This window comes from Candidatus Methylacidiphilum fumarolicum, from assembly GCF_949774925.1.
Taxonomy (GTDB): Bacteria; Verrucomicrobiota; Verrucomicrobiia; order Methylacidiphilales; family Methylacidiphilaceae; genus Methylacidiphilum; species Methylacidiphilum fumarolicum.
Map to the genome: position 1 here is coordinate 820,956 of NZ_OX458932.1, position 21,561 is coordinate 842,516.

Sequence of the window (21,561 nt, forward strand, 5' to 3'; positions counted from 1 at the left end):
CGGGCTCTTCCTTGCAATTATAAATAGAATAACTAGAAGTGTTTTAAACTTTGTAGGTTTATTTTATTGTCAATGTACTTGGTTTTTAATTCATGAATATCCACGGGTATAAGCACAATATTCTTGCTGCCATTGGGGTTTTCTAGCAATCCTGAAAGAAACAAGGGGATGATATGATCCAATTCCCAGCCTCTGGGAGGATGATAAATTATCTTCCCAGATTTGGTTTCCTCTACCATTGCGTTTATATCCTCCTGGGGGATGCCTAACTTCCTTAAGTCTTCTTGATGATAGGTATATAGCTCTCTGAGAAGTCTTGGGCTTCTGGTTATTTTCAAAGTCCTCCCGCAGTTCTCTAGTTCTTTCTGGGCTTACTCTTTGGACCTTGCCGAGCCGAACCGCTTCCTCCCATGAAAGTTTCTTTTCACTCATTGGTCATGTCCTTTATCTTTTCAATAGGCCATGACCTATGGGGCGGTGGCAGAAGGATCACTTATTCATATAAAAAATCTCTTAAGAAGGAACAAAGATCAGGATATGTTGTAAGTAAGCTTAATCCTGCTTTTAGGCAGCGTCCTCCTTGCTTACGATCTTAAAAGTTTGAGCAGCCACAAAACCGCCTAGGAAATCTGCAATCAGATATAACCAGAGATTTTTGATTGCCACAAGTCCAAGAGAACAAATACTTAGGGCTACTGCAGGATTGAATACCCCTCCCGATATGTCTCCCACAGCAAAGGCACCAACCATGACGGTCATCCCGATGGCAAGACCATAAAAGGAATTTCCGGCCGTTCCCTTTGCTGTAGCAACATTAAGAACTACGAATACTAGGGCAAAACTAAAGAGAAATTCTGCGGCAAAAGCTGGAAGCAAATCGATAGACATTGGCGTTGAAGGAGGCTTTCTAAAAAGCCTAACAAGCTGTGCAGCGGCTAGAGCCCCAAGAAACTGCGAAAACATATAGGGTAGGACATCTTTTGAATGGCATCGGCCACGTAACCAGACGCCAAGAGTAACTGCTGGATTGAAATGGCCTCCAGAAATATGGCCTCCTGAAAATATCATAACCATTAAAGCCGAACCGATTGCCAAGGGAGGAATTCCACCGCTTACTAAGACAGTGCATCCAATAGTTAGAACAAGAAAAAAGGTTCCGATAAATTCAACGATGTACTTATTCATGATTTAGAAAAAAGAATGATCCGAAAGTTTTGCTAAGAAATGGAAATTATACAAGGCTTTAGTGTTCAACACACACAAAAAATAATTCATCTATTATTTAAAACGACTAGGAATGTGGATTTCCTTAAGAAGTATTCTTTCCCCCTCTTTATTTAGTACAGTGCTTATTCCATAGAAATAGCCGATGCAACCACTGGGACTTATTTCTATTAACACATAACCGCGATGCTCTGTATCGTTAAAAAGAATATGAGGGTTCTCTTTGAGAATTTTCTCTTTGCCTTCGATTTTGCCAGCCGGGGAAGATATTCCTGCAGTTCCAATTTCGCAAGCTATTTCCTCTCCATCAAGTAGTAGTTTGCCAAAAGAGAAAACATGAGTATCCCCACTCAATACAACAACATTACGGATCTGATTGTCACGTATTGTCTTTAAAATCTCGTTCCTTTCCCATGCGAATCCATCCCATTGATCTAAGTTTATGGGTTTACCTCCTAATTTGATATCCATCATCATATCCCCACTGGCAATAAACTTCCATTGGGCATGGCTTGATTTCAAAGAGTCAATGAGCCAATTTCTTTGTTCAGATCCAAGCATCGATCTTCCAGGTGCCGATGCCTGCATCGTCGCTTCTACTGGAGCATGGAAGGCAGGATGCCAAACATCTTCTTCTCGATATTGTCTGCCATCTGTAAGAAAACACTCTAGAAGATTACCGATTTTAAAAGACCGGAAAAGTTTCCATTCTTTTTGTTGTCGAATAGGCAAATATTCAAAAAAAGCTTGATAAGCTGCTTTCATTCGATCGGGGTTATAGAATGAAAGAGCTCTTCCAGCATAATCATTTTGCACCTCATGGTCGTCCCATATGGCAAATAAAGGAAAATTTCTTAAGGCTTCCTGAAGATCAGGATCAGTCCGATAAAGCCTGTGTTTTGCTCGGTAGGTGGCAAGATCAAAGGCTATGCCTACCGGATCTGGCCTAGCGCAAACTGTTCCATACACCGGAAATTCATAGATCCAATCACCAAGATGAATAATAAAATCAGGATTGTCTTGTAGCATGTACTTATAGGCTGTATAAAATCCCGCCCCGTAATGCTGACAGCTGGCTAGAGCTATTCGAATCTTTTCAGCTTTTAGCGGCAATGTTTTTGTTCGTCCTATCGGACTAAAATGCCCATTCCAAGACCATCGGTAGTAATAGATCTTTGCAGGTTCGAGACCTTGCACCTCTTTTTTTAAGGTATAATCGATTTCAGGAGAAGTTGAAACAATGCCACTGGCTATGAGTTTTTTAAATTCAGGATCCAGGGCGACTTCATATTGAACATCAATGGTAGAAATCGAACTTTCAATCCGGCTCCAAAGGATAACAGAGTTTGTGGTGGGATCACCACTGGCAACACCATAAGGAAAAAAATTGCCTTCTGTTTTTCCTCCACATACAAAAAGAGAAACACAATTAAAAAGACAAAATAGAAAAAAGACTTTATAAAACATCGACCTCATAGAAAGAAAAGAAAAAGAGCAACATAATTTTTCTTTTCTTTCTAAAGGTCAATCGTTAAAACACACAATCTATTTGATGGTTCTTTTCCCAGTAAAGCCTTTTTCCATTTCTCCCCCTACATCTTTGAATGACTTTTCCACATCATGGCCAAATTTTTTTGTATCTTTCTTTATTTTTTTCTTCGTTTTCTTTCCTGTTGTAGTTTTGTTGTGATGTTTTTTCCCTTCCTTAGATTGATTTTGGCCGGTGTTTTTGTCTTCCTTTGTTGTAATTCCCTGTGGGTTGTTCTGGGTTTGAGTGGTTGGTTGAGTACTTTGTGCTTTGCCACTAATGATCGATACGCCAAAGAAAAGGCTTAGTGTTAGGATAAAGACCGTCTTTAAATGTTTCATTTGTATTCTCGAAGTTTTAACCCTTTCTTAGGGTCTTGTATTATAATATCTTATAATACCTTATAAGTAAAGCCTATAATAGGGAAGGAATTTTTGTCTAATTCTTTTCTTCTTTCTCCTCAATTCTAGTTTTATTCCTTTCAATAAGATTACGCACTCCAAGACCAATTAGTCTAACGGCTCGATCCTTTTGTAAGTTTGCTTTTAGCAGTAAAATGCCACAGGAAGCAATCTCGAGTGGATTGTGTGTTGGGGATGTCAAAGTGAGCTGGCGTAAAAGGGTAGAAAAATCAGAGTATCTCAACTTAATAAAGACTGTTTTTGCGACGAGTCCTTGTATTTTAAGATCTTCGGCCAGTGTTTGACTCATGCCGCAAAGCTCTTTTCTAAGTAGGTCTAGATTTTTAGTATCCTTATTGAAGGTTACTTCCCGACTCATAGACCGAGGTTTGCTTTCCAGCTCCAAAGGACTAAGATCTATGCCCAAAGAGGCCAGGTGAAAGTATCGGCCTCGTTTCCCAAACTTTTCTATTAATTGTTGTTCTGGTATCTTTGCTAAATCATCAATAGTGATTACTCCCATGGTATGCAATTTTTTAACAGTTGCAGGACCGACTTCTGGAATTTTTTCTACAGGTAGTGGTGCTAAAAAAGTTTTTTCAGTGCCCTTGGGGACGACCTTGACCCCATTGGGTTTTGCAAGGTCGCAAGCGATCTTTGCCACAAGTTTATTGGAGGCTACTCCAATAGTGCTGGGTAGACCAAGTTTTTCTTTAATAGCTTTTTGAATTGCCAATGCCATCTTTTCAGGTTCGATATGTGGGTCTAGCTCCAAGCAGGCCTCGTCAATAGATACTTTTTGGATTCGCTCTGAAAAGGTTCTTAAAAGAGCATAAACTTTTGCCGAATATTCCTCGTAAAGAGCATGATGTGCGGGCACAAGGATAAGGCCAGGGCAGAGGGAAATAGCTCTTCGCAGTGGCATCCCGCTGCGCACCCCGTATTTTCTTGCCTCGTAAGAGGCGGTAGATACTACTCCTCTGCCTTGTAGGCTACCCATACATACTACCATTGGAGTTTCTTTTAATTCAGGATGCTGAAGTATTTCCACGGAAGCATAGAATGCATCGAGATCTACGAATATAAACCAACCTCTTTCTTTGCTTATGACAGATGGCTCTTCATAAGAAGCATTTGAAATGATCACATCTAAAAAATAGCACAAAAGAGGGATTTTAAGCAGTTTTTGATTCTTTTGGATTCGTCCAACAAAAAGACACAAGGAACAGCGCTATGCCCTATATCAAAGGCCCAAGTAAGCTTAGACTTCAGTCATGAGACGTTAATTAATCTGTTAATAAAAGGATTCAAAATCTTGTGGAGATATAATAAAAAGCAAATCCCCATACAATGACAAAAAGAAGAATAAATACAAAAATAAAAACAGGAAATTTCATAGTTTCATAAAAATTATTATGATTCAATTTTGTTCTATTTCGTAAATGTTAGCAAAAATATAGCGGATTTTTTTTCTTATTTGTCCCCGTGTTTTTATGAAAATACTCCATTTTCTAATAGTTAAGGCATTTTTCCCAAAATAATAGATTTTTCTCCTATCTTAAGTTCTTCGGGTGAATCAAAAGAAGGTGGATATCGATCTAAGGGGCGAAAAGTTTATCTATGCCTATAAGTTTTTATCGGGATTTTATCTAAGAGAAATGTTATAACAGTAGTTTTTCCAAATCCAAAGAAAAGGTTTTTAATTTAAAAATTGCAGCTGTCTTTGTTTGGTTAAAAATATCTGTCATTCATGATAGCTTAATGAGTCATTAACGTTTTCAATTTTCCTCCCTACTAACCTCTCAATGCAATCTTCTTTGGGCAGAAAGGGCACATCAAATAGTTGAAAGGTAGACTAAAGCGATAGAAGAAAAAGTGTGCTCGTTGATCGATAGGAAGGGAATGAAGGAGGGGAAAAACTGGCGGTCCCGGGCAGATTCGAACTGCCGACCCGCGCTTTAGGAAAGCGCTGCTCTATCCTTCTGAGCTACGGGACCTCTCTCTAAAATGGAAACTGCTTTTAAAAACGATTATAAATTGTCCTCTAGCATAGAACAATTGTTCGGTGATGGCTATTTTTTTCTGTTTCCTTTATAAAGGAAAACTGTTTAAATCTTTTAAAGAATAAGCATAGCATCACCATAGCTATAAAACCTATAGCCTTTTTTGATTGCTTCTTCATAGGCCGCTTTAAGAAGATCGGTACCTGCAAAAGCACAGGTTAAAAGAAACAAGCTAGATTTTGGTAAATGAAAATTGGTGATTAAAGCCCCTGTCCGCTGGAATTGGAAGGGAGGAAAAATAAAAAGATCAGTCCATCCCTCTTGAGGTTCTAGGTTTTTTATCGTTTCTAAAACACGTACGACCGTGGTGCCAATGGCAACAATTCGTTGCCCCTCTTTATACATTTTTTTTAGGTTGGCATCGATGATAAAATATTCCGGTTCTAATTTCGCTGTTTTTAGCTGTTTAGGTGTAAGGGGACGAAAAGTGCCGGGACCAATATGAAGAGTAATAAAAGCGGTTTTAAACTTGCTAAGTAACCCTTTTGAAAAATGTAGTCCAGCTGTGGGAGCCGCAATCGATCCTGGACGTTGGGCAAAGACGGTCTGATAGTATTCCATATCCTGCTGATCTATTTCAGGTCTGTTATTCTTTCTTCGCAACTTTCGGATATAAGGAGGAAGGGGAGGAAGACCAAGGCTTTCCAGATTGGGTTCTTTATCAAATTCCAGGATATAATAGCCATCGGAAAGTTTAGAAACGATTTTTGCCTCAAGCTCACAATACCCATCTTTTTGCGACTTTTTTAGCCAAACGATTGAATCACTCTTTACATGTTTGGAGGGGGACGCCATGACTTTCCATTGGTAGGGGGTTAGAGCCTCTACAAAAAGAAAGGTTGTCTTTTCATCCATTGATTTGAAAAAAGCAGGCAATACTTTCGAATTATTCAAGACAAGGAGGTCTTCTTTTGAAAGAAATTGGGGAAGATCAGCAAATTGGCAGTGATAAAAACGACCAGTTTTTCTGTCGACTACCATTAGTTTGCAATGATCCCTTTGAGGCGTTGGATCAAGGGCAATCAGTTCCTTGGGTAATGAAAATGAATACTCTTCCATTGTTTTAGTTTATCAGTGAGACAAAATGAAAAATGTTGGCAAAAAAGGTGTTTTTATATAATGTTATGATTTGATATTTCAATTGATCAAGTTTAAAAAATTATTCTTGTATTGTTTTCAAATATAGTATATCTATAGAGAAATAAATGCAATCAGGTACTTCTCGCTATCAACGGTTACCACGACATGAGGTAGTTAGCCAGTGGATTAGGAACGAAATTGATTCTGGTCGTCTGGGGATTGGTGCGCAACTTCCTTCGGAGAAAGAGCTTCAAAAGACCTTTAACATAAGCCGTATTACGGTCAGAAGGGCCCTTCAAACTTTGGAATCAGAGGGGTTGATTTATCGAAAACAAGGGCTTGGGTCTTTTGTTGCTGATTTTAGGTTACGTCATGGATTGGTCAGACTGACTGATTTTTCTGAAGATATTTCGAGCGCTGGTATTGAGCCTTCATCCAAAGTTTTATTTTATGCACAAGAAAATGCTTCAAAGGATATTGCCAAGGAGTTAGGTATTGAAGAGCGGAGTGTTTGTGTTCGGCTTGATCGGTTACGTCTTGGCAATGGAAAACCTATTGCTTTTGATAGAACCTGGATTCCTCTTTATTATGCCCGACTTTTGGATGGTCGGGATCTAGAAAGGGAAACTATATATCAGATATTACAACGTGAATACAAGATTCCTGTAATTCGTGGTCGATATTTGATTGAAGCTGTGAATGCGGATAGGGAACTGGCAAGCTATTTAGAAATAAAAGAAAACCAGGCTGTTCTAGCGATTCATCGGACTTCCTTTACCGTTTCGGATCAACCTATTTATTTCCAGAAACGATTTTATCGGTGTGATCGCGTGATCTACGAACTGGAGTTAGAAAGAGATCCTTCAAAAAATTTTCATAATCCTTCGGCATTGCCTTTACGCCAATTTTCTCCGTTGTTCGTACAACCCATTAAAAATGGTCAGAGCCATTGCTAATTGAGATGCTGCTGCTCCCTATGGGAGATCCTTACAGGAAGTAAATCCTAAGAAGCTTTTTTAGGAAATATTTTTTGTTTGTAAGGAAGACATTTCCATGTGGAAATTTTGGGGAAAAGATTGCTCACAATTAGGATTAATTCTATGCCAGTATTGACTGAATGATTCTTCGTGTCTTCTGTTACGAACGAAATCTTCCAGATATTCACGGACTACCGCTGGGATGTCGTTGATGTCAACCACTCTTTTCTGTAGACTGGCTAGTCTATCTCCTGCGGTAGATCCACCTACAAAAAGAGCATAGCGGTTGGGAGCCCTTCCCACAAAGGAGATGTCAGCATTATAAGGCCGAGAACAGCCGTTTGGGCAACCACTCATCCGGAAAAGAATTTCTTCTTTTTCTAGCCCTAGTTCTTTTAGAATATCTTCTATCTGATCCATGATTTTGGAAAAGACTCTTTCACTTTCTGCAAGGGCTAGCCCGCATGTTGGAAGGGCAACGCAGGCATGTGCCAGATTCCTAGCTGCAGTCTTAGTAGAGAGTGGGAACAGACGATTTTCTAAAAGAATCTTTCCTATTTTTTCCTTTTTATCTTCGTCAATATCGCATAGAAGAATATTGGCGTTAGGGGTCAGACGGATCGAAGGTTGATAATCTTCTATAATAGAGCGGAGGATACTTCGTAAAGGAAGGGAAGGAAAATCAGCTATTCGTCCATTTTCTATTCTGATTCCAAGAAAGTACTTCCCATCGCCTTGAGGATGCCATCCTAGATTATCAGATACGGTAGTAAATGAAAAATGTTTTGGGGCTTCTGGAGAAAAAGAAAGCCGCTTGACCACCTCTAAACGGAACCAATCGATCCCTTTTTCATCAACGAGATATTTCAGTCTCGCTCTTTTGCGATCTTCCCTATTACCAAAATCTCGATGCATTGTAACAATAGCAATGGCTGTCTCAGTAAGCTTTTCTTTTGGAATATAAAATAAAGGAACAGCTAGTTTAGGATAAGTCTTAACAACCCCATGGGTCATGCCATGACTGCCACCAACCAAAACGGTAAATCCCTCGATTGTAGTGCCTGAAACATGGGCAACGAAACCAAGGTCCTGTGAATAAATATCGACATCATTTCTTGGAGGAATAGCAAAGCCGATTTTAAATTTCCGAGGCAGATACACCTTCCCATAGATCGGTTCTTCCTCCACGGAACTTTCTTGCGCTGATTCATATGCCACTGGAATGTTATTAATCCAAATTTCGGCATAGGCCTTGCTTTTCGAAAGAAAAGTATTGCTAATAGAAAGGGCAAGTCTTTGAAGTTCATCATGTGCACCATCTTTTATAGGAGAGGGAGGAGCCACTACATTCCTGACGATATCCCCGCAGGCACCCCATGAATGAATGCCAGAGGCAATGATGGAAGAAATGCAACGATGAAGCTTTCCAAAAACAACCCCATGGAGTTGTATGCCTTGCCTAGTCGTAATCCTAAGGGTTCCATTACCAACCGAATCACTCAGTTTGTCTAAAGAAAGGTATTGAGAGGCTGTTAAAGCTCCTCCAGGACATTTGGTTCGAACCATAAAAATCCAGGCTTTATCTTGTCCAAGCTTTTTTCGTTCGTTCCTTAGATCCCTGTCATCTTGCTGGTAACAGCCGTGAAATTTAAGAATCTGGTAATCTTCTTCGGAAAAATGCGTTGCAGAAGCCTTTTTTAGTGTTGCTAAAATCGCCCCACGAAGATTCCGACTCTTTTCCTTAATGGATTCAACTGGTGATGGCATAATTATGTATCTCTATAGATATAATAGGAAAATATAATGTTTTTTAAAAAATGAAAGAAAAAAAAGATATTTTACTTCGTAAAATTAAATTTTTTGTTTAATGCCTTCTGGGATTCCTATGAGAAGAAAAAGGGTTAAAAGGGCTTTCGCTGTAGCTTGTAAGAATGAAGGATCTGGAGTTTTATCTTATTATTCAGCAGGAGGATGGCGCGCGATCAAGACAGAACATCTTGCCTCCTCGCTAACACGTGCCGCTGTACTTCCTAATGCCCGACCCAAAGCACCTGAATAACCACTATGTCCAAGGACAATCAGATCATAGCCATTTTCATTTGCGCAGTTGACAATTTCTAATGCAGGATGACCATATTTTTTGTAAAATTCCCTTACTTTTATTCCCCATCTATTTTCCGCTTCTTGGATATCTTTTCTTATTTCCGAAAAAAATGACTTCTCTCCTTTTTCTTCTTCTTCGTGTTCGATCACAAGACTAATTGCATAGTAAGGAATTGGAGGAACAACCCAAATGACACCTAATTGACATCCTAAAGTTTTGGCTAGACAAAAACCTTCATCGATAGCCAATCTCCCACCTTTGGACCGGTCGTAGGCAATTAGTATTTTTGTATACATATCCTTTTGCTTTCCTCCTTCTTATTTTTATTTGACTTTTATTAGTTAAAAAAGAAAATTGGAAAAAAATTTTTGTTATGGCTGTTACATCTCTTATGCTTCCTTTGGGAACAAAGGCTCCTGAATTTTCTTTACCAGATGCAGTAAGCGGAAAAATCTTTTCTTTATCTGATTTTAATAGCTTCCCAGCCTTATTAGTGATGTTTATATGTAACCACTGCCCTTATGTAAAACATATTCAGCATCATTTAGCGCAAACGATTGCTAAATATCAAAAAGAGGGATTAGCAGCGGTGGCAATTAATTCTAACGATGTGTCTAGGTATCCCGATGATAGTCCAGAAAAGATGAAAGAAGTAGCTCTTCAAGTAGGCTACACTTTTCCTTATCTTTTCGATGAAACTCAGGAAACGGCAAAAGCTTATAAAGCAGTCTGTACGCCAGATTTTTTCCTTTTCGATAAAGAAAGGAAATTAGTTTATAGGGGGCGCTACGACGAGAGTAGACCAAATAGTGGAGTGGCTGTTACTGGAACAGATCTCTCAAAAGCCATTGAAGCTACCCTTAAAGGGGAACAAGTCGATCCTGAACAAAAACCCAGTATTGGCTGCAGTCTTAAATGGAAAATTGGGAATGAACCCCCATGGTGGAATTACTAATACTTTCTATTACTCGTGCTTCCCCTCAAGCTTCTTTTATTTAAAGGGGCTTTCCTTTATGGGTGAGGGTGTTCCGATTTTTTTTCTTTTCCTGAGGTGCTTTTCCTTTTATTTCTGCAAAAGAAATTTTAGGCTTTTTATTGACTGATTGGGTCTGAACCACAGGATCTTTCTTTTTTGAATCAACAGTTTTGTTGAGAGACTGAATGTACACTTTTCCTTTGGGAATCCTCACTATTTTGTTTTTTTCCATGTTCTCTGCACCGTAAGGATTGAGAATAGTAATTCGTGGGCCTTTGGAAGTCCCCATCATAAGGGCATAGGATAAATGAGGAAGAAGAAGAAAGCTCATTAAAAAAAATTTTACAAATTTCATCCTACAAGAAAATCTTAATAAAGAAAAAACTTTTGGGAAGCAACAAATAGCAGTCAATCTCAATAAATAAAATATTTTTTTTGAGAAGGATTTAAAGTTCTCTTCTTCCTGATAAGGCATAACTTAAGGTAACGCTGTCTGCGTATTCAAGTCCGCTTCCAGCAGGAAGTCCCATAGCCAGGGAAGAGACCTTAATGGCTCTCTTCTTCAAAATTTGACTGACGAATAAAGCTGTTGCTTCGGCTTCGGCATCTGTTCCAAAAGCTAGAATGACTTCTCTAGGTTTTTCCTTGTCTATCCTCTGAATGAGGTGGGCGATAGGAAGGTCTTCTGGGGTATGCCCTTCTAAGGGGGAGATTTTTTTGCCTAACACATGGTAAACTCCACGAAAGGCCCCTGTTCTTTCTATTTTTAAAACATCCACAGGATGAATGACAACACAGTAATATAGAAGATCCCTGGAAGGATCCTGGCAGATTTGGCAAAGAGGCTCTTCACTATAAAAACCACATCGAGAACAGAGTGTGATTTTTGTTTCGAGCTCCTTTAAAGAAGCAATAAGCCTTTGTTTTGTTCCTTTATTTTCTTCTAGAAGATAAAGGATAATCCTTTCGGCTGAGCGTGGACCAATAGCAGGCAACTCCTTTAAGGCTTCAATAAGGTTTCGAATTACAGGAGGAAAGTCGATCATCTGTTTTGGTTCTTGGTTTTAGAACATCCCAGGAATACCCAAGCCACCCCCTAACTTTTGAAATTGTGCTTGAGAAGCTTCTTTGGCCTTTTCTTGCGCAGCCTGAACAGCGACAACGATGAGATCTTCGATCATTTCACCATCTTTCGTTTCTAACAGACTAGGATCGATGGCGATTTTGACAAGAACTCCTTCGCCATTGACGGTTGCTTTGACTTTAGACCCTCCACTTTCTCCTTCAAAAGTCAGAGAGGCCAATTGTTCCTGAATCTTTTTTGCTTCTTCCTGCAGCTTTTGGGCTTGTTTCAGTATTTTATTAATATTCACGGGCCCTCTTCTTTATTTCGTTTTTCTATTTTCGAGATCTTCCCTTTAAAAAGCTCTAGGGCTTCTTTTATTAAAGGATCATTTTTGAGACTCGATTCGTCAATCGAGAAATTATCTGTCTGGTTTTTTTCTTCATTTGTATAATTGGCATAGCCCTTATTTTTGTTTTTGGATGATGATGCTGATTTGGACAGAGCTGTTGTAGCTTTGATATGAAGTGGGAAAAAAACAAGTTTTTTATCAAACACTTTTTTGACTTCCAGATTAAGTGATGGGTAAAAAGGGGCAATCCGCTTTGCGAATTCAGTTGGTTCCATAGAATGGTTGATCCTGAGCTCTTCGGCGCCAAGTTCATAAAAGTGAAGATGCTTGGCAATCTCCTTGAATGCCGGATTAGATGCGGAGAATGATTCCACAACAAAATCCCATTTTTGGGCGGGTGAATCACTAGATGGAAGAGGTTCTCTAGGGTCTTCTTTTTTATCCGCTATAGAAATGAAAGAGGTGTTATCGGCTTGGCTTTGTGCGCTTCCCGAAGTCTTTTCTTTAGGTAAAGAAGAGATAGCTTCGAAGGATGTTTCTTCAATCGGTTTGTCTTCTTTTTTGGCAGAAGGCAAGGGGAAGATCTTTTCTTCGGAGAGGTTCCCTTCGCTTCGAGAGTACATGGCTAACAGTTCTTCTAGCTCTACTTTTTCTTTTAGCTGGGATAGTTCGAGGATGGCAATTTCAAAAAGGACTTCTTTATGTAGTGCATACCGAAGTTTATTTTCCCAACTGTCCATGGCTTCAAGAAGATCGATTACCAAAGGAAGTGAAAGATGCTTTGATGCTTCTCTAATCAAATCTAACTCCTCAGCGTCAAGCTGGCCTTTAAGGGTTGTAATCGAAGCCTTAAAAAGAGCGACGTTATGTAAAAGATTACGGAATTCACGAGCCAATAATATTGGATCTTTGCCAGATTCTAAAAGCATATGGACTTTTTTCAATGCTTCCAGAGACTGCCCGCTAGCTATATCCCTAAGAATTCCACACAATGGCTCCAATCCAACTATGCCAAACATTTCCTGAACAGAAGCGAGGTCAATTCTTTCTCCATAAAAACTTATAAGCTGATCTAGAGCGACTTCTGCATCGCGTAGTGCTCCTTCACTTATATCAGCAATGATTTCAAGAGCTTTGCGATCGGCATCGATCTGTTCATATGAACAGATTTTTTGGAGATGATCGGCTATGAGCTTTCGGGGAATACGTTTAAAATGAAACCGTTGGCATCGAGAGATAACCGTTGTGGGGATTTTATGGGGTTCGGTTGTTGCGAAAATAAATTTTACATGCTGTGGTGGCTCTTCTAGAATCTTTAAAAGGGCATTGAAGGCCGCCTGAGTCAGCATATGCACTTCGTCTATAATATATATTTTATAGCGTGATTGAACAGGCAGTGTTTTAGCTGCCTCCCGCAGATCTCTTACCTGGTCAACCCCGTTATTGGAAGCCCCATCGATTTCAATGCAATCAAAGGATCTACCCGCATCAATGTCGAGACAAATCGGATCATTGGGATCAAAATCAGCGTTTGGTCCATCTGTACAATTCAGTGATTTAGCAAGGATTCTTGCAAGGGTGGTTTTCCCAGTGCCTCTCGGCCCGGAAAAAAGATAAGCATGGGCGACTCTTTGTAGGCGAATCGCATTTTTCAATGTCCTAACTACATGATCCTGGCCAACAACCTCTGAAAAAACTTTAGGCCGGTATTTTCTACTAAAAACTTGGTACATGCATCCAAAAGGCCAAGGACAGTAACAGATAAGGTCAAGTTACCGTTGCTTCCTTTCGGACCTGGCGGGGTTAGCCTGCCTGTATCTTTACTGTCCTTGGTAAATTAAATAGTAATCGAACTTTCTCTTCGTGTAAAAGAACAAAATACAAATAAAAAAAATAGAAGCTATAATGACAATGCACGACTCCCTTAAAAGAAGGAGAGAGTCTAAAGAACACATTTCTTCTATTCTTGTCTTCTCTACCTTTATGGTTCTTTTTCAGGAGCTGGAGTTTGAGGCTGAGTTGCTGGAGCCTGAGGCTGAGCTTGTTGTTCTAGATTATTCTCTAGACTTTCAGCTTTCTGTTTTGCTTCTTTTTCAACAGAGTCGGCCTCTTTTTTTACTTCCTGCTGTAGAGCCTGTTCGGGTGCAGGGGCTTTTGTTTGGTCTTGTTCTCCAGGGTTAGAAGAAGAAGCTGCTGGACTATTTTCTTCCTTCTGCTTTGGTGCCGAAAACTCTGGAGAAGGCAGTGCTGGCTCCTGAGAGGAAGATTCTTGTGAGGCGGTGGCCTCTTCCTTTTTTTTATCGGGGTTTGTATCTCCGCTTTTAGGCGAAGGGTTGCAGCCAATTAAAAAAGAAAAGAGTAGGAAGGGAAAGAAGAGTTTTTTCCAGTTTGAAATATAACCATAACATTTCGAATAATTTTTCAATTTATGCATGTGAAAACCTATTTTCGGGTTAAATTTGGCATACATTAAACAAAACTTGTTGTTAAGATGTCAACTCAAGAGGAATGCATTGGAAAAAAAATGTTATCTATCAAATGGCAATGGGAACCTACTGGTTAGTTCTAAGACCGATTGTCTTATTTTTTCTAGCGTCTTAGGATCTTTTCTATGCATCAGCGCCTGATGAATCCATTCAGCAATATCAAACATCTCGTTTTCCTTCATCCCACGTGTAGTGACCGCGGGCGAGCCTATGCGGATCCCTCCTCCCTGGTAGGGAGGAACCGTATCAAAAGGAATTGTGTTTTTGTTCACTGTAATCCCGACGGAATCTAAAATATCCTGGGCCTCTTTTCCTGTAATACCAAGAGGCCTAAGATCTACAAGAATAAGATGATTTTCTGTTCCACCAGAGACAAGCCGGTATCCATTTTTTTTCAACCCCTCGGCTAAGGCTTTTGCATTTTTGATCACCTGTTTTTGATATTCAATAAAAGACTCTTGCAAAGCTTCATGAAAGCAAACGGCTTTGGCAGCGATCACATGAACTAAAGGACCACCTTGAATACCTGGAAAGACTTGGCTGTCAATTTCTTTCCCATACTGGGCTTTGGCAAAAATAACTCCACCTCGTGGCCCTCGCAAAGTTTTATGCGTAGTCGTAGTGACAAAGTCTGCATAGGGTATAGGAGAAGGATGTAGTCCAGTGGCCACAAGTCCTGCTATATGCGCCATATCGACCATGAGGTAAGCCCCAACGCTGTCTGCAATACTTTTAAGCCTTGGAAAATCTATTATCACAGGATAAGCGGAAGCTCCAGCGATTAGCATCTTTGGCTTGTGTTCTCTAACGGCAGCTTCTAGACTATCATAATCGATTCTTTCATCTTTTGGACTAACACCGTAATGGAAAACGTGGAAAAATTTCCCTGAAAAATTCATCTTAAACCCATGAGTCAAATGCCCACCGTGGCTAAGATCCATGCTCATGATGGTATCAAAGGGTTTAAGCATAGCAAAATAGACAGCCATGTTTGCTTGAGAGCCTGAATGAGGCTGAACGTTGACGTATTCGGCTTTGAAAAGCTCTTTAGCTCTCTCTATAGCAAGGGACTCAATTTCATCAACATTTTCACAGCCGCCATACCATCTTCTTCCTGGATAGCCTTCGGCATACTTGTTTGTGAGGCAGCTGCCTTGAGCTTCCATGACTGCAGGGCTAGTAAAGTTTTCAGAAGCAATAAGTTCGAGGTTTTGCTTTTGTCTTTGTGCTTCTTTTTTTATAAGGAAGTAAATTTTTGGATCATTTTGAGCTAAGGCTGATTCGAAATGGGGATGTTGACTATGCATAGGTTGTTGTACGGAAGATTCTAAAGGTTCATAAAGTTCATGGTTAGCTGGCTTTTCAATAGAGCCATCTATCCAAGTTTTTAAAATTTGGGGAAGATCGGCTATTTTGACATACTGACTTCCCAGACACAATACGTTACAATTTAATTCTTTTTTTGCCACCAAAATATCCGAAAGAGCAGTAGCTCGGACAGCTCGGAGCTGAGGAAATTTGTTGGCTGCTATCTCTACATCAATTCCATTCTTTGAAAAAAGAATGCTGGTATCAAAGTTTCCTTCTAGAAGCTCCACAGCTATCCTCTCAACCATTTCTACTATGTCGAGAGGATCAGTGGGGACAATCTCTTCAAAGGGGATATGCCACGTTTCAAGAATTTCCTTGGAAGCATTTTTGAGTTCAGCCCCATAAAAATTGGAGCCAAGAAGGACACGAAGCCTGCTTTTATCTTTGCTTTCGGTGGTGGAACCAGAGACATTGCTATAGGAAGAGGCTTTGCTCAAAACGAAAGACAGAATTTTTGGCATAACCTGTCTCATTTGATCCCGACAGAGTTTATATAGTTCAATAGAACCACCTATAGGATCAGGAATTTCCCTTGCCATTATGGGCAGATCGTTTGCAAATTCCAAAAGAAGAAATGTTTTTTCCCCAGCCTCTGGATAGAGAAGTAGCAGAGAGTCCAGATGGGAATAGCTCATGCAGAAAATAAAATCTGCCTTCCTAATTAATTCTGAATTGACTGGCTTACTTCGAATATGAGAAATGTCGATGCCTATTTCGGCCATGACCTCTATAGCATGGGCACTTGGTGGCAGACCGCTAATGGCTCCTATGCCTGCGGAATCTACTTTAATGTCCTTATTTCCACGGATCAAAGATTCAAAAAGGCCTTTAGCCATAGGGCTTCTGCAAATATTACCAGTACAAACAAACAAAATATTTTTCATCCCACGATCTTTTCTAAGCCTCTTTCTTTATTATCTTTTTTATATGTTTAGATTTTTTAGCCAAAAAAATTTTCATCGCTTTGACAACATGGAAAAAGCGGAATGGAAAAGCGGAGAGTATTTTTCAGAAATAGACAATGTATAGAAGAATCTCCCTTGGTCTATGATGAAACGAAAATTTCACTTTCAATCAAAGAAACACTGATAATTAAAAATTTCAAGAAACTTTCTTTTAAGAAAAATGAAAAATAGGGTTCAAAAGAACATTTATTGGAAAGAATGAAATTTACGATCCTTTTTCATTATGATCGGAGAAATTGGCAATGCATTGCATTGGGTTCAATAGCCCATTTAACAATATCTTCTTCTTTTGAAAAGGAATCATGGCAATCAGACCAAAAAATAAAGTAGCTCTTTTAGAGAAGATCTAAGATCTTTTCTGTGGATTATTTTATCGATAAGGCCTTTTTCCAACAGGAATTCCGATGTTTGAAAACCCTGCGGCAGCTCTTGCTGCGTTGTCTCTTTGATCACTCTACTGCCTGCAAAACCGATCATTGCTTTAGGTTCAGCAATAATCACATCTCCTAGGGAAGCGAAACTAGCAGTAACACCGGCCATTGTAGGATTGGTCAACACGGAGATATAAGGAATGCCCGCCTGAGAAAGCCGTTGGAGAGCAGCAGAGGTCTTAGCCATCTGCATAAGGCTTATCATCCCCTCGTACATTCGGGCCCCGCCCGATGCGGATATGATAATAAGAGGTATTCTTTCTGACAGGGATCTTTCAATCGTTCGGGTTATTTTTTCCCCTACTACACTGCCCATACTTCCTCCAAGGAAGTTAAAATCCATAACACTAATAAAAACTGGAATAGAACCAATGGTGCATTTTCCGCAAACCACCGCTTCGTTAAGGCCCGTTTTTTCCTGATAATAACGAAGCCTTTCTTCGTAGCTTTTTTCACCGCTAAATCCAAGGACATCAACAGAAAGGAGATTGTGATCATATTCAACAAAGCTTTGAGGATCAGCAAGGAAGGAGATACGTTCCAAGGCTTGAAGAGGAAAATGATGCTGACAATATTGACAGACTGATTGGTTCAACTGCAGTTCCTTATTATAAAGGAAACGGGAACAAGAAGGGCACTTTGTCCATAGCCCTTCAGGTATATCAAGCACTTTGTCTCCTGACGGAATTTGTGGTTTGTCTTTGTTGATCACTGTTTTTCAAGCTCCTTAGTTTCTAGCGACGGTCAAAACTGCTATGTCCTTAGTGCTGCCCTCTTTTTTCAAGACTTCCGCGCATTCTTCAACGGTTGCCCCTGTGGTCATTATTTCGTCTATAATTAACAAGTTCTTAGCCGATAAGTCAAAGCCCCTTTTCAGTTTAAAGCTATCTCTTGTGTTGGCACTTTTCTCTAGTAAAGAAAGGTCCGTTTGTTGCTGACTAAACTTGACTCTTTTCAAAACTGTTAGGTATTCTAACTGTTGGTGGCGGCAAAGAGACTGCGGTATTTTACCTTCCCGTCAGACTTACTCATTTCTGCTCGTCAGCCGAAACAAAGCTGACTTCCTGCTTCACCGAGACCGGTTTCACTACCGTCTTGTGACGACGACCAGCACCTTCCTCTCCACAGACTTCACATCAGGCGGAACTCGCCGTAGAGGAGCCCAGTACTGCCAAGTCATACGCCAAGAGATTCTTGGCCGTCTTCACGTCTCGGTCCTGGAGCGTTCCACTGTCCGAGCAGGTCCACTGGCGAGCAGCCAGCGGTATTTTTCCTCGAACCTTCCCGAAAGCCGAAGAGGTATTACTGGAGGGAAACCAGAGATCGCCTACTCCCCACTGAGTCACCATACCATTCCGCCTTGTATTCCAGTTGCCGCCGGAACTCGGAAACACTCATGTCGGCAATGGACCAAGCCAGGGGATAGTTTTACAGCCTCCCGCCCACTTTCAAGTCTTTGATAACAATGGGATGAAACCGTTGGATAAGGTTGGAGGTGAGCTTGTTTCAGGTGTCCTGCTGGATATTGGCGATGCGGGCGAGGAGCCTGGATAGCTTGGCTCTTGCTTTTTTCGCATTCTCTGATACCGGCAACCGTTTGCCTTTGGGAACCAGGGCATTGTCCGCCCACTCAAGCTTTGTCTTGGCGGCTTGGTGCTTGCGAGAGAGACTGCAAGACAGTTCCGCAATCTTTTGGGTACCGTGGAAAGTGTTATAAGGGCCGATACCCCCAAATCCACCCCAATCACGCTTTGGTGTTCGGCGAGATCCAGGGCGATAGCGTCCGTATCGGCATGGATACTGATAAACCACCGGTTCGCACCTGAAAGACGGTAGCGGACAGGATCTTGCCTGTGAAAGGCAACAACTCCAGCCTCCATACCCAACCCAGTTTGGGTATGCGGATGCAGCACTCGTCAAGGGAAAACTGGTCGTTGGTCAATGTAAAACAGTCAGGCACGCCTTTCTTGCGGTGCTACGGATACTTTGCACGTTCTGACCAGAAGTTCTTTAAGACGGATTTCAACTGCCTAATCGTCATCTGTGGTTCGTTTTTGGTGACTTCAAGCATACAGGGAAATTGTTAGCGTTTCATGGCGTTGAGCTGACGCCCGTATAGCCGAGTGCTGAACCCGTGATAATTTCCAGTACGTCCTTCTTGTCGTGTCTGGAAACACGGGCATAGGCAATGGTATGCCGATTGGCTTTGGCTGTGGCAAGAAATCGCTCTGGGTGCAATCGCACAGGATCGTAGCGCTTGCGTCCGCCCGCCGTGCAGGCAAGAGGCAAAAGCTTGCCCTCGCGTTCCCATCACTGCAGCTTTTGGGCAGCCCCCCGGGAATTCAGGCGGCCTCTTGAATGCGGGCCATCTTGCGCGACAGGTTCAAGCTTTGCATTACTGCACAACACAAAGTGCCAGTGTTATGGAAACTGTTCCAACCTACTGGATCACTTCTTAGGCATGTTCACTGAAGACAAGCCTTGCTTTTACTCAAAGGAAAAGCATAGGTTTACCCAATGTAATTTTACAGCTTTTAAAATAGGGTAATTCTTTAGGAAAGGGTAGGCAGGTTAGGAAACTCAGGGAGAATTATTAAGAAGGGTGCTTTATCTTTACTATCTTTTTTGAGTTTGCTGGTTTTTTATAGCTCTCCACTTCACGAGAGACTTCTTTGAATCGATGTAATATAGAATGGTGCCAATGTCGAGCAAGCTCTTTGCCGCACACGAAACTTCTTTTGGCTTGGGGTAGGTTGATTAGTTGTGTTGCTCATCTTCCGACCTTGGAGGTGGATGAAGAGGCGGAAAGAAATAATTGAGACAGTGAAAAAGATGCGCGAGGATCTTCGCAAAGATGAAGCGATGATGTATGTGATTTACATCATTGAACTTTTTATTGTCATTTGGGCTATTTCCTGTACGAGAGACTACATGGAGTTCCTTCCGTATCGAATAGAAAGCATAATGTAGTAGCAATCGTATAGGAGGCTTCTGAAGGTGTGTGGATTTGGTCTATTACGTTAGCCATATATCAGCCTTGAAAGTGGAGGCGTGTGATAAAGTTGATAACGGCAGCCCATCCTGATCGGGTGGCTTTTATGGAAAATAAGCGCGATTTTCTCTAACTGGCATGCGCTAATGGAATACCGATAGGTAATACTGGATTTCACAACTGGTGGAGCACTAGTCGCCGGACGTCCGAGCACATCAAAAAACGTTGATCATAGAAGTTTAATCTCCTAATAAGAGTTAGAATGAAAAGTATTTTGGTATACTTTACGGAAAGGAAAAATTTATGAAAAAAGCCATTATTTTGTCTCTTGCCTTACTTGTAAGTTCTCCACTTATAAGTTCTTCTGGTTTTTGTATGGTCAGAAACTTCTCGTGGACAGATGGGAAAAATTTCATCTTTGGATCTCAAGTGGGAAGAAATTTTTATTTCAGAGAATATCGTGGATTAAGTCCTATTCCTTATACGTGGGGTTGGGGAACTGAGGCGGGGAATAATTTTTATTTTTACTCGCACCATCCATTAAACGAAAGGTATTTTGGTTGGGATTGGGAAGATGAGGAAAGCTTTGAAGACGATGATTATTAAATATTGTTGGGTTGATGATAAGTTATCATTTTTGGCTGTTCTTTGACGTCTTCCGTTGTCTTATTCTAATGTCGATATAAGTGAATAGGATTTTATTTGTTCTTTTTGTATTGCTAGGGGTTTTTTTACTTCAAGCAAAAGAGTGAAGAATAGAGTTATTGATATTGCCATGTCAATCTAGTTATAAATAGGCATGGCGAACCTATATCGCCGAAGAAGTTTTGCGTGTTGATCGGTCTGAGCGTAAACACGCTGCAACGAAAGGTGGTGCAAAGAGGTTCTGCCCGCCAAACGGACTGGGGCAAACCGGCGATACTACACCTACGAGGGACTACCTGCGGATGATTGTCAATGGGCGACGAGAGCGCCGCACAAGCGTCTACACAAAAGTCTCTAGTTATGGACAAAAGGGGGATCTGAAGAATCAGCGGGAAGCATTGGCAAGGTTTTGTCTGGCACAAGGCAAAACGTTGGCCGAATAGCTGGGGGATAGAATGCAGCGGACTAAACTACAAGAGAAAGAATTTTCTGCGTCTGATGGATCTGGAGGAAACGAGCAAGATTTCCAGGATCGTAGTGGCTCGCAAGGACCGTCTGGTCCAGTTCTGCTTCGGATGGTTCGAGAAGTTTTGCTAGTCCCATGGGACCAAAATCCCCGTCATGAACGCTGAATCCCTCTTTCCGCAGAAAGAGATGACCAAGGAGATTTTTTCGATCATTCCCTGCTTTTACAATCTGTCTTTACGGTTTGTGCAAACACAAAAGAAAAGACCAGAGGCCGTGGGGAAAGCCGATGTTGCCAGATAAGACGATGTGGCGAACGATCCCGAGCGGAGAACCTGCTACTCAACCAGAAAAAGCACGAGATGCTATAGGATCTCTTGCCTTCGCTAAGCAGCCGAGAATGAGTGTTTTTTCGTCTCTTTATCAGGCTTGGACCGC

General features: G+C 40.9%; 22 protein-coding genes, 1 tRNA gene and 1 other RNA gene. 6 read left to right on the top strand and 18 right to left on the bottom strand.

Annotation, left to right across the window (positions count from 1 at the left end):
* Positions 1-32: 32 nt before the first annotated feature.
* The 7 genes from QOL44_RS03655 to queA all read right to left on the bottom strand — a co-directional run bounded on the left by QOL44_RS03655 (position 33) and on the right by queA (position 6,275).
* On the bottom strand, positions 33-239 hold the full coding sequence (locus QOL44_RS03655) for a hypothetical protein (RefSeq protein ID WP_134373255.1): 207 nt from the start codon (positions 237-239) through the stop codon (positions 33-35).
* Between the two features lie 325 nt (positions 240-564).
* The gene (locus QOL44_RS03660) at positions 565-1,185 is read right to left on the bottom strand and encodes an MIP/aquaporin family protein (RefSeq protein ID WP_009060588.1); all 621 of its coding nucleotides are present in this window, start codon (positions 1,183-1,185) and stop codon (positions 565-567) included.
* 93 nt (positions 1,186-1,278) lie between these two features.
* Entirely contained in the window at positions 1,279-2,691 is a 1,413-nt protein-coding gene (locus QOL44_RS03665) for an alkaline phosphatase D family protein (RefSeq protein WP_228343255.1), read from the bottom strand.
* A 78-nt stretch (positions 2,692-2,769) separates the two neighbouring features.
* Positions 2,770-3,093 carry a hypothetical protein gene (locus tag QOL44_RS03670; protein ID WP_009060592.1) on the bottom strand — a complete coding sequence of 108 codons (324 nt, stop codon included), beginning with the start codon at positions 3,091-3,093 and terminating at the stop codon, positions 2,770-2,772.
* Between the two features lie 97 nt (positions 3,094-3,190).
* Positions 3,191-4,300, bottom strand: coding sequence for a DNA polymerase IV (gene dinB, locus QOL44_RS03675; RefSeq protein WP_009060594.1), 1,110 nt, complete (start codon positions 4,298-4,300; stop codon positions 3,191-3,193).
* A 773-nt stretch (positions 4,301-5,073) separates the two neighbouring features.
* Positions 5,074-5,150 (bottom strand) — tRNA-Arg (locus tag QOL44_RS03680).
* Positions 5,151-5,270: 120 nt separating this feature from the next.
* Positions 5,271-6,275, bottom strand: coding sequence for a tRNA preQ1(34) S-adenosylmethionine ribosyltransferase-isomerase QueA (gene queA, locus QOL44_RS03685; protein ID WP_009060597.1), 1,005 nt, complete (start codon positions 6,273-6,275; stop codon positions 5,271-5,273).
* A 146-nt stretch (positions 6,276-6,421) separates the two neighbouring features.
* Between queA and QOL44_RS03690 the strand changes: the two genes are divergently transcribed.
* Positions 6,422-7,252 (top strand): GntR family transcriptional regulator, encoded by an 831-nt coding sequence (locus QOL44_RS03690; protein ID WP_009060599.1) that lies wholly within the window; start codon positions 6,422-6,424, stop codon positions 7,250-7,252.
* 60 nt (positions 7,253-7,312) lie between these two features.
* On the opposite strand, the gene QOL44_RS03695 is transcribed toward QOL44_RS03690, so the two are convergent.
* Entirely contained in the window at positions 7,313-9,040 is a 1,728-nt protein-coding gene (locus QOL44_RS03695; RefSeq protein ID WP_009060601.1) for an NADPH-dependent assimilatory sulfite reductase hemoprotein subunit, read from the bottom strand.
* Positions 9,041-9,229: 189 nt separating this feature from the next.
* Positions 9,230-9,673: a universal stress protein gene (locus tag QOL44_RS03700; protein ID WP_009060603.1), complete on the bottom strand. Its 444-nt coding sequence runs from the start codon at positions 9,671-9,673 to the stop codon at positions 9,230-9,232.
* Between the two features lie 77 nt (positions 9,674-9,750).
* Between QOL44_RS03700 and QOL44_RS03705 the strand changes: the two genes are divergently transcribed.
* On the top strand, positions 9,751-10,332 hold the full coding sequence (locus tag QOL44_RS03705) for a thioredoxin family protein (RefSeq protein WP_009060605.1): 582 nt from the start codon (positions 9,751-9,753) through the stop codon (positions 10,330-10,332).
* A 40-nt stretch (positions 10,333-10,372) separates the two neighbouring features.
* On the opposite strand, the gene QOL44_RS03710 is transcribed toward QOL44_RS03705, so the two are convergent.
* The 8 genes from QOL44_RS03710 to accD all read right to left on the bottom strand — a co-directional run bounded on the left by QOL44_RS03710 (position 10,373) and on the right by accD (position 17,733).
* On the bottom strand, positions 10,373-10,684 hold the full coding sequence (locus QOL44_RS03710) for a hypothetical protein (RefSeq protein ID WP_009060608.1): 312 nt from the start codon (positions 10,682-10,684) through the stop codon (positions 10,373-10,375).
* Positions 10,685-10,799: 115 nt separating this feature from the next.
* Positions 10,800-11,399 (bottom strand): recombination mediator RecR, encoded by a 600-nt coding sequence (recR, locus tag QOL44_RS03715; RefSeq protein WP_009060611.1) that lies wholly within the window; start codon positions 11,397-11,399, stop codon positions 10,800-10,802.
* An 18-nt stretch (positions 11,400-11,417) separates the two neighbouring features.
* Positions 11,418-11,726: a YbaB/EbfC family nucleoid-associated protein gene (locus tag QOL44_RS03720; protein WP_009060613.1), complete on the bottom strand. Its 309-nt coding sequence runs from the start codon at positions 11,724-11,726 to the stop codon at positions 11,418-11,420.
* Complete coding sequence (gene dnaX, locus QOL44_RS03725) at positions 11,723-13,501, bottom strand: DNA polymerase III subunit gamma/tau (RefSeq protein WP_009060615.1); 1,779 nt, start codon at positions 13,499-13,501, stop codon at positions 11,723-11,725. The genes QOL44_RS03720 and dnaX overlap by 4 nt, the downstream gene beginning before the upstream one ends.
* Positions 13,502-13,508: 7 nt before the next feature.
* An RNA gene (ffs, locus tag QOL44_RS03730) (signal recognition particle sRNA small type) lies at positions 13,509-13,603 on the bottom strand.
* A 146-nt stretch (positions 13,604-13,749) separates the two neighbouring features.
* Positions 13,750-14,202, bottom strand: a complete 453-nt coding sequence (locus tag QOL44_RS03735; protein ID WP_045086689.1) for a hypothetical protein — start codon at positions 14,200-14,202, stop codon at positions 13,750-13,752.
* A gap of 93 nt (positions 14,203-14,295) precedes the next feature.
* Positions 14,296-16,509, bottom strand: coding sequence for a serine hydroxymethyltransferase (locus QOL44_RS03740; protein ID WP_079199484.1), 2,214 nt, complete (start codon positions 16,507-16,509; stop codon positions 14,296-14,298).
* Between the two features lie 390 nt (positions 16,510-16,899).
* Complete coding sequence (gene accD / locus QOL44_RS03745; RefSeq protein WP_009060623.1) at positions 16,900-17,733, bottom strand: acetyl-CoA carboxylase, carboxyltransferase subunit beta; 834 nt, start codon at positions 17,731-17,733, stop codon at positions 16,900-16,902.
* A gap of 1,960 nt (positions 17,734-19,693) precedes the next feature.
* Here accD and QOL44_RS03750 point away from each other — a divergent pair.
* The 3 genes from QOL44_RS03750 to QOL44_RS03760 all read left to right on the top strand — a co-directional run bounded on the left by QOL44_RS03750 (position 19,694) and on the right by QOL44_RS03760 (position 20,619).
* Complete coding sequence (locus QOL44_RS03750) at positions 19,694-19,840, top strand: hypothetical protein (RefSeq protein ID WP_283401205.1); 147 nt, start codon at positions 19,694-19,696, stop codon at positions 19,838-19,840.
* A gap of 13 nt (positions 19,841-19,853) precedes the next feature.
* The gene (locus QOL44_RS03755; protein ID WP_166791615.1) at positions 19,854-19,991 is read left to right on the top strand and encodes a hypothetical protein; all 138 of its coding nucleotides are present in this window, start codon (positions 19,854-19,856) and stop codon (positions 19,989-19,991) included.
* 325 nt (positions 19,992-20,316) lie between these two features.
* Complete coding sequence (locus QOL44_RS03760; protein ID WP_009060633.1) at positions 20,317-20,619, top strand: hypothetical protein; 303 nt, start codon at positions 20,317-20,319, stop codon at positions 20,617-20,619.
* Between the two features lie 504 nt (positions 20,620-21,123).
* Here QOL44_RS03760 and QOL44_RS03765 read toward each other — a convergent pair.
* Positions 21,124-21,261 carry a hypothetical protein gene (locus QOL44_RS03765; RefSeq protein WP_009060635.1) on the bottom strand — a complete coding sequence of 46 codons (138 nt, stop codon included), beginning with the start codon at positions 21,259-21,261 and terminating at the stop codon, positions 21,124-21,126.
* 18 nt (positions 21,262-21,279) lie between these two features.
* Here QOL44_RS03765 and QOL44_RS03770 point away from each other — a divergent pair, with 18 nt between their 5' ends.
* The gene (locus QOL44_RS03770; RefSeq protein WP_166791424.1) at positions 21,280-21,426 is read left to right on the top strand and encodes a hypothetical protein; all 147 of its coding nucleotides are present in this window, start codon (positions 21,280-21,282) and stop codon (positions 21,424-21,426) included.
* The last annotated feature ends 135 nt before the right edge of the window (positions 21,427-21,561 follow it).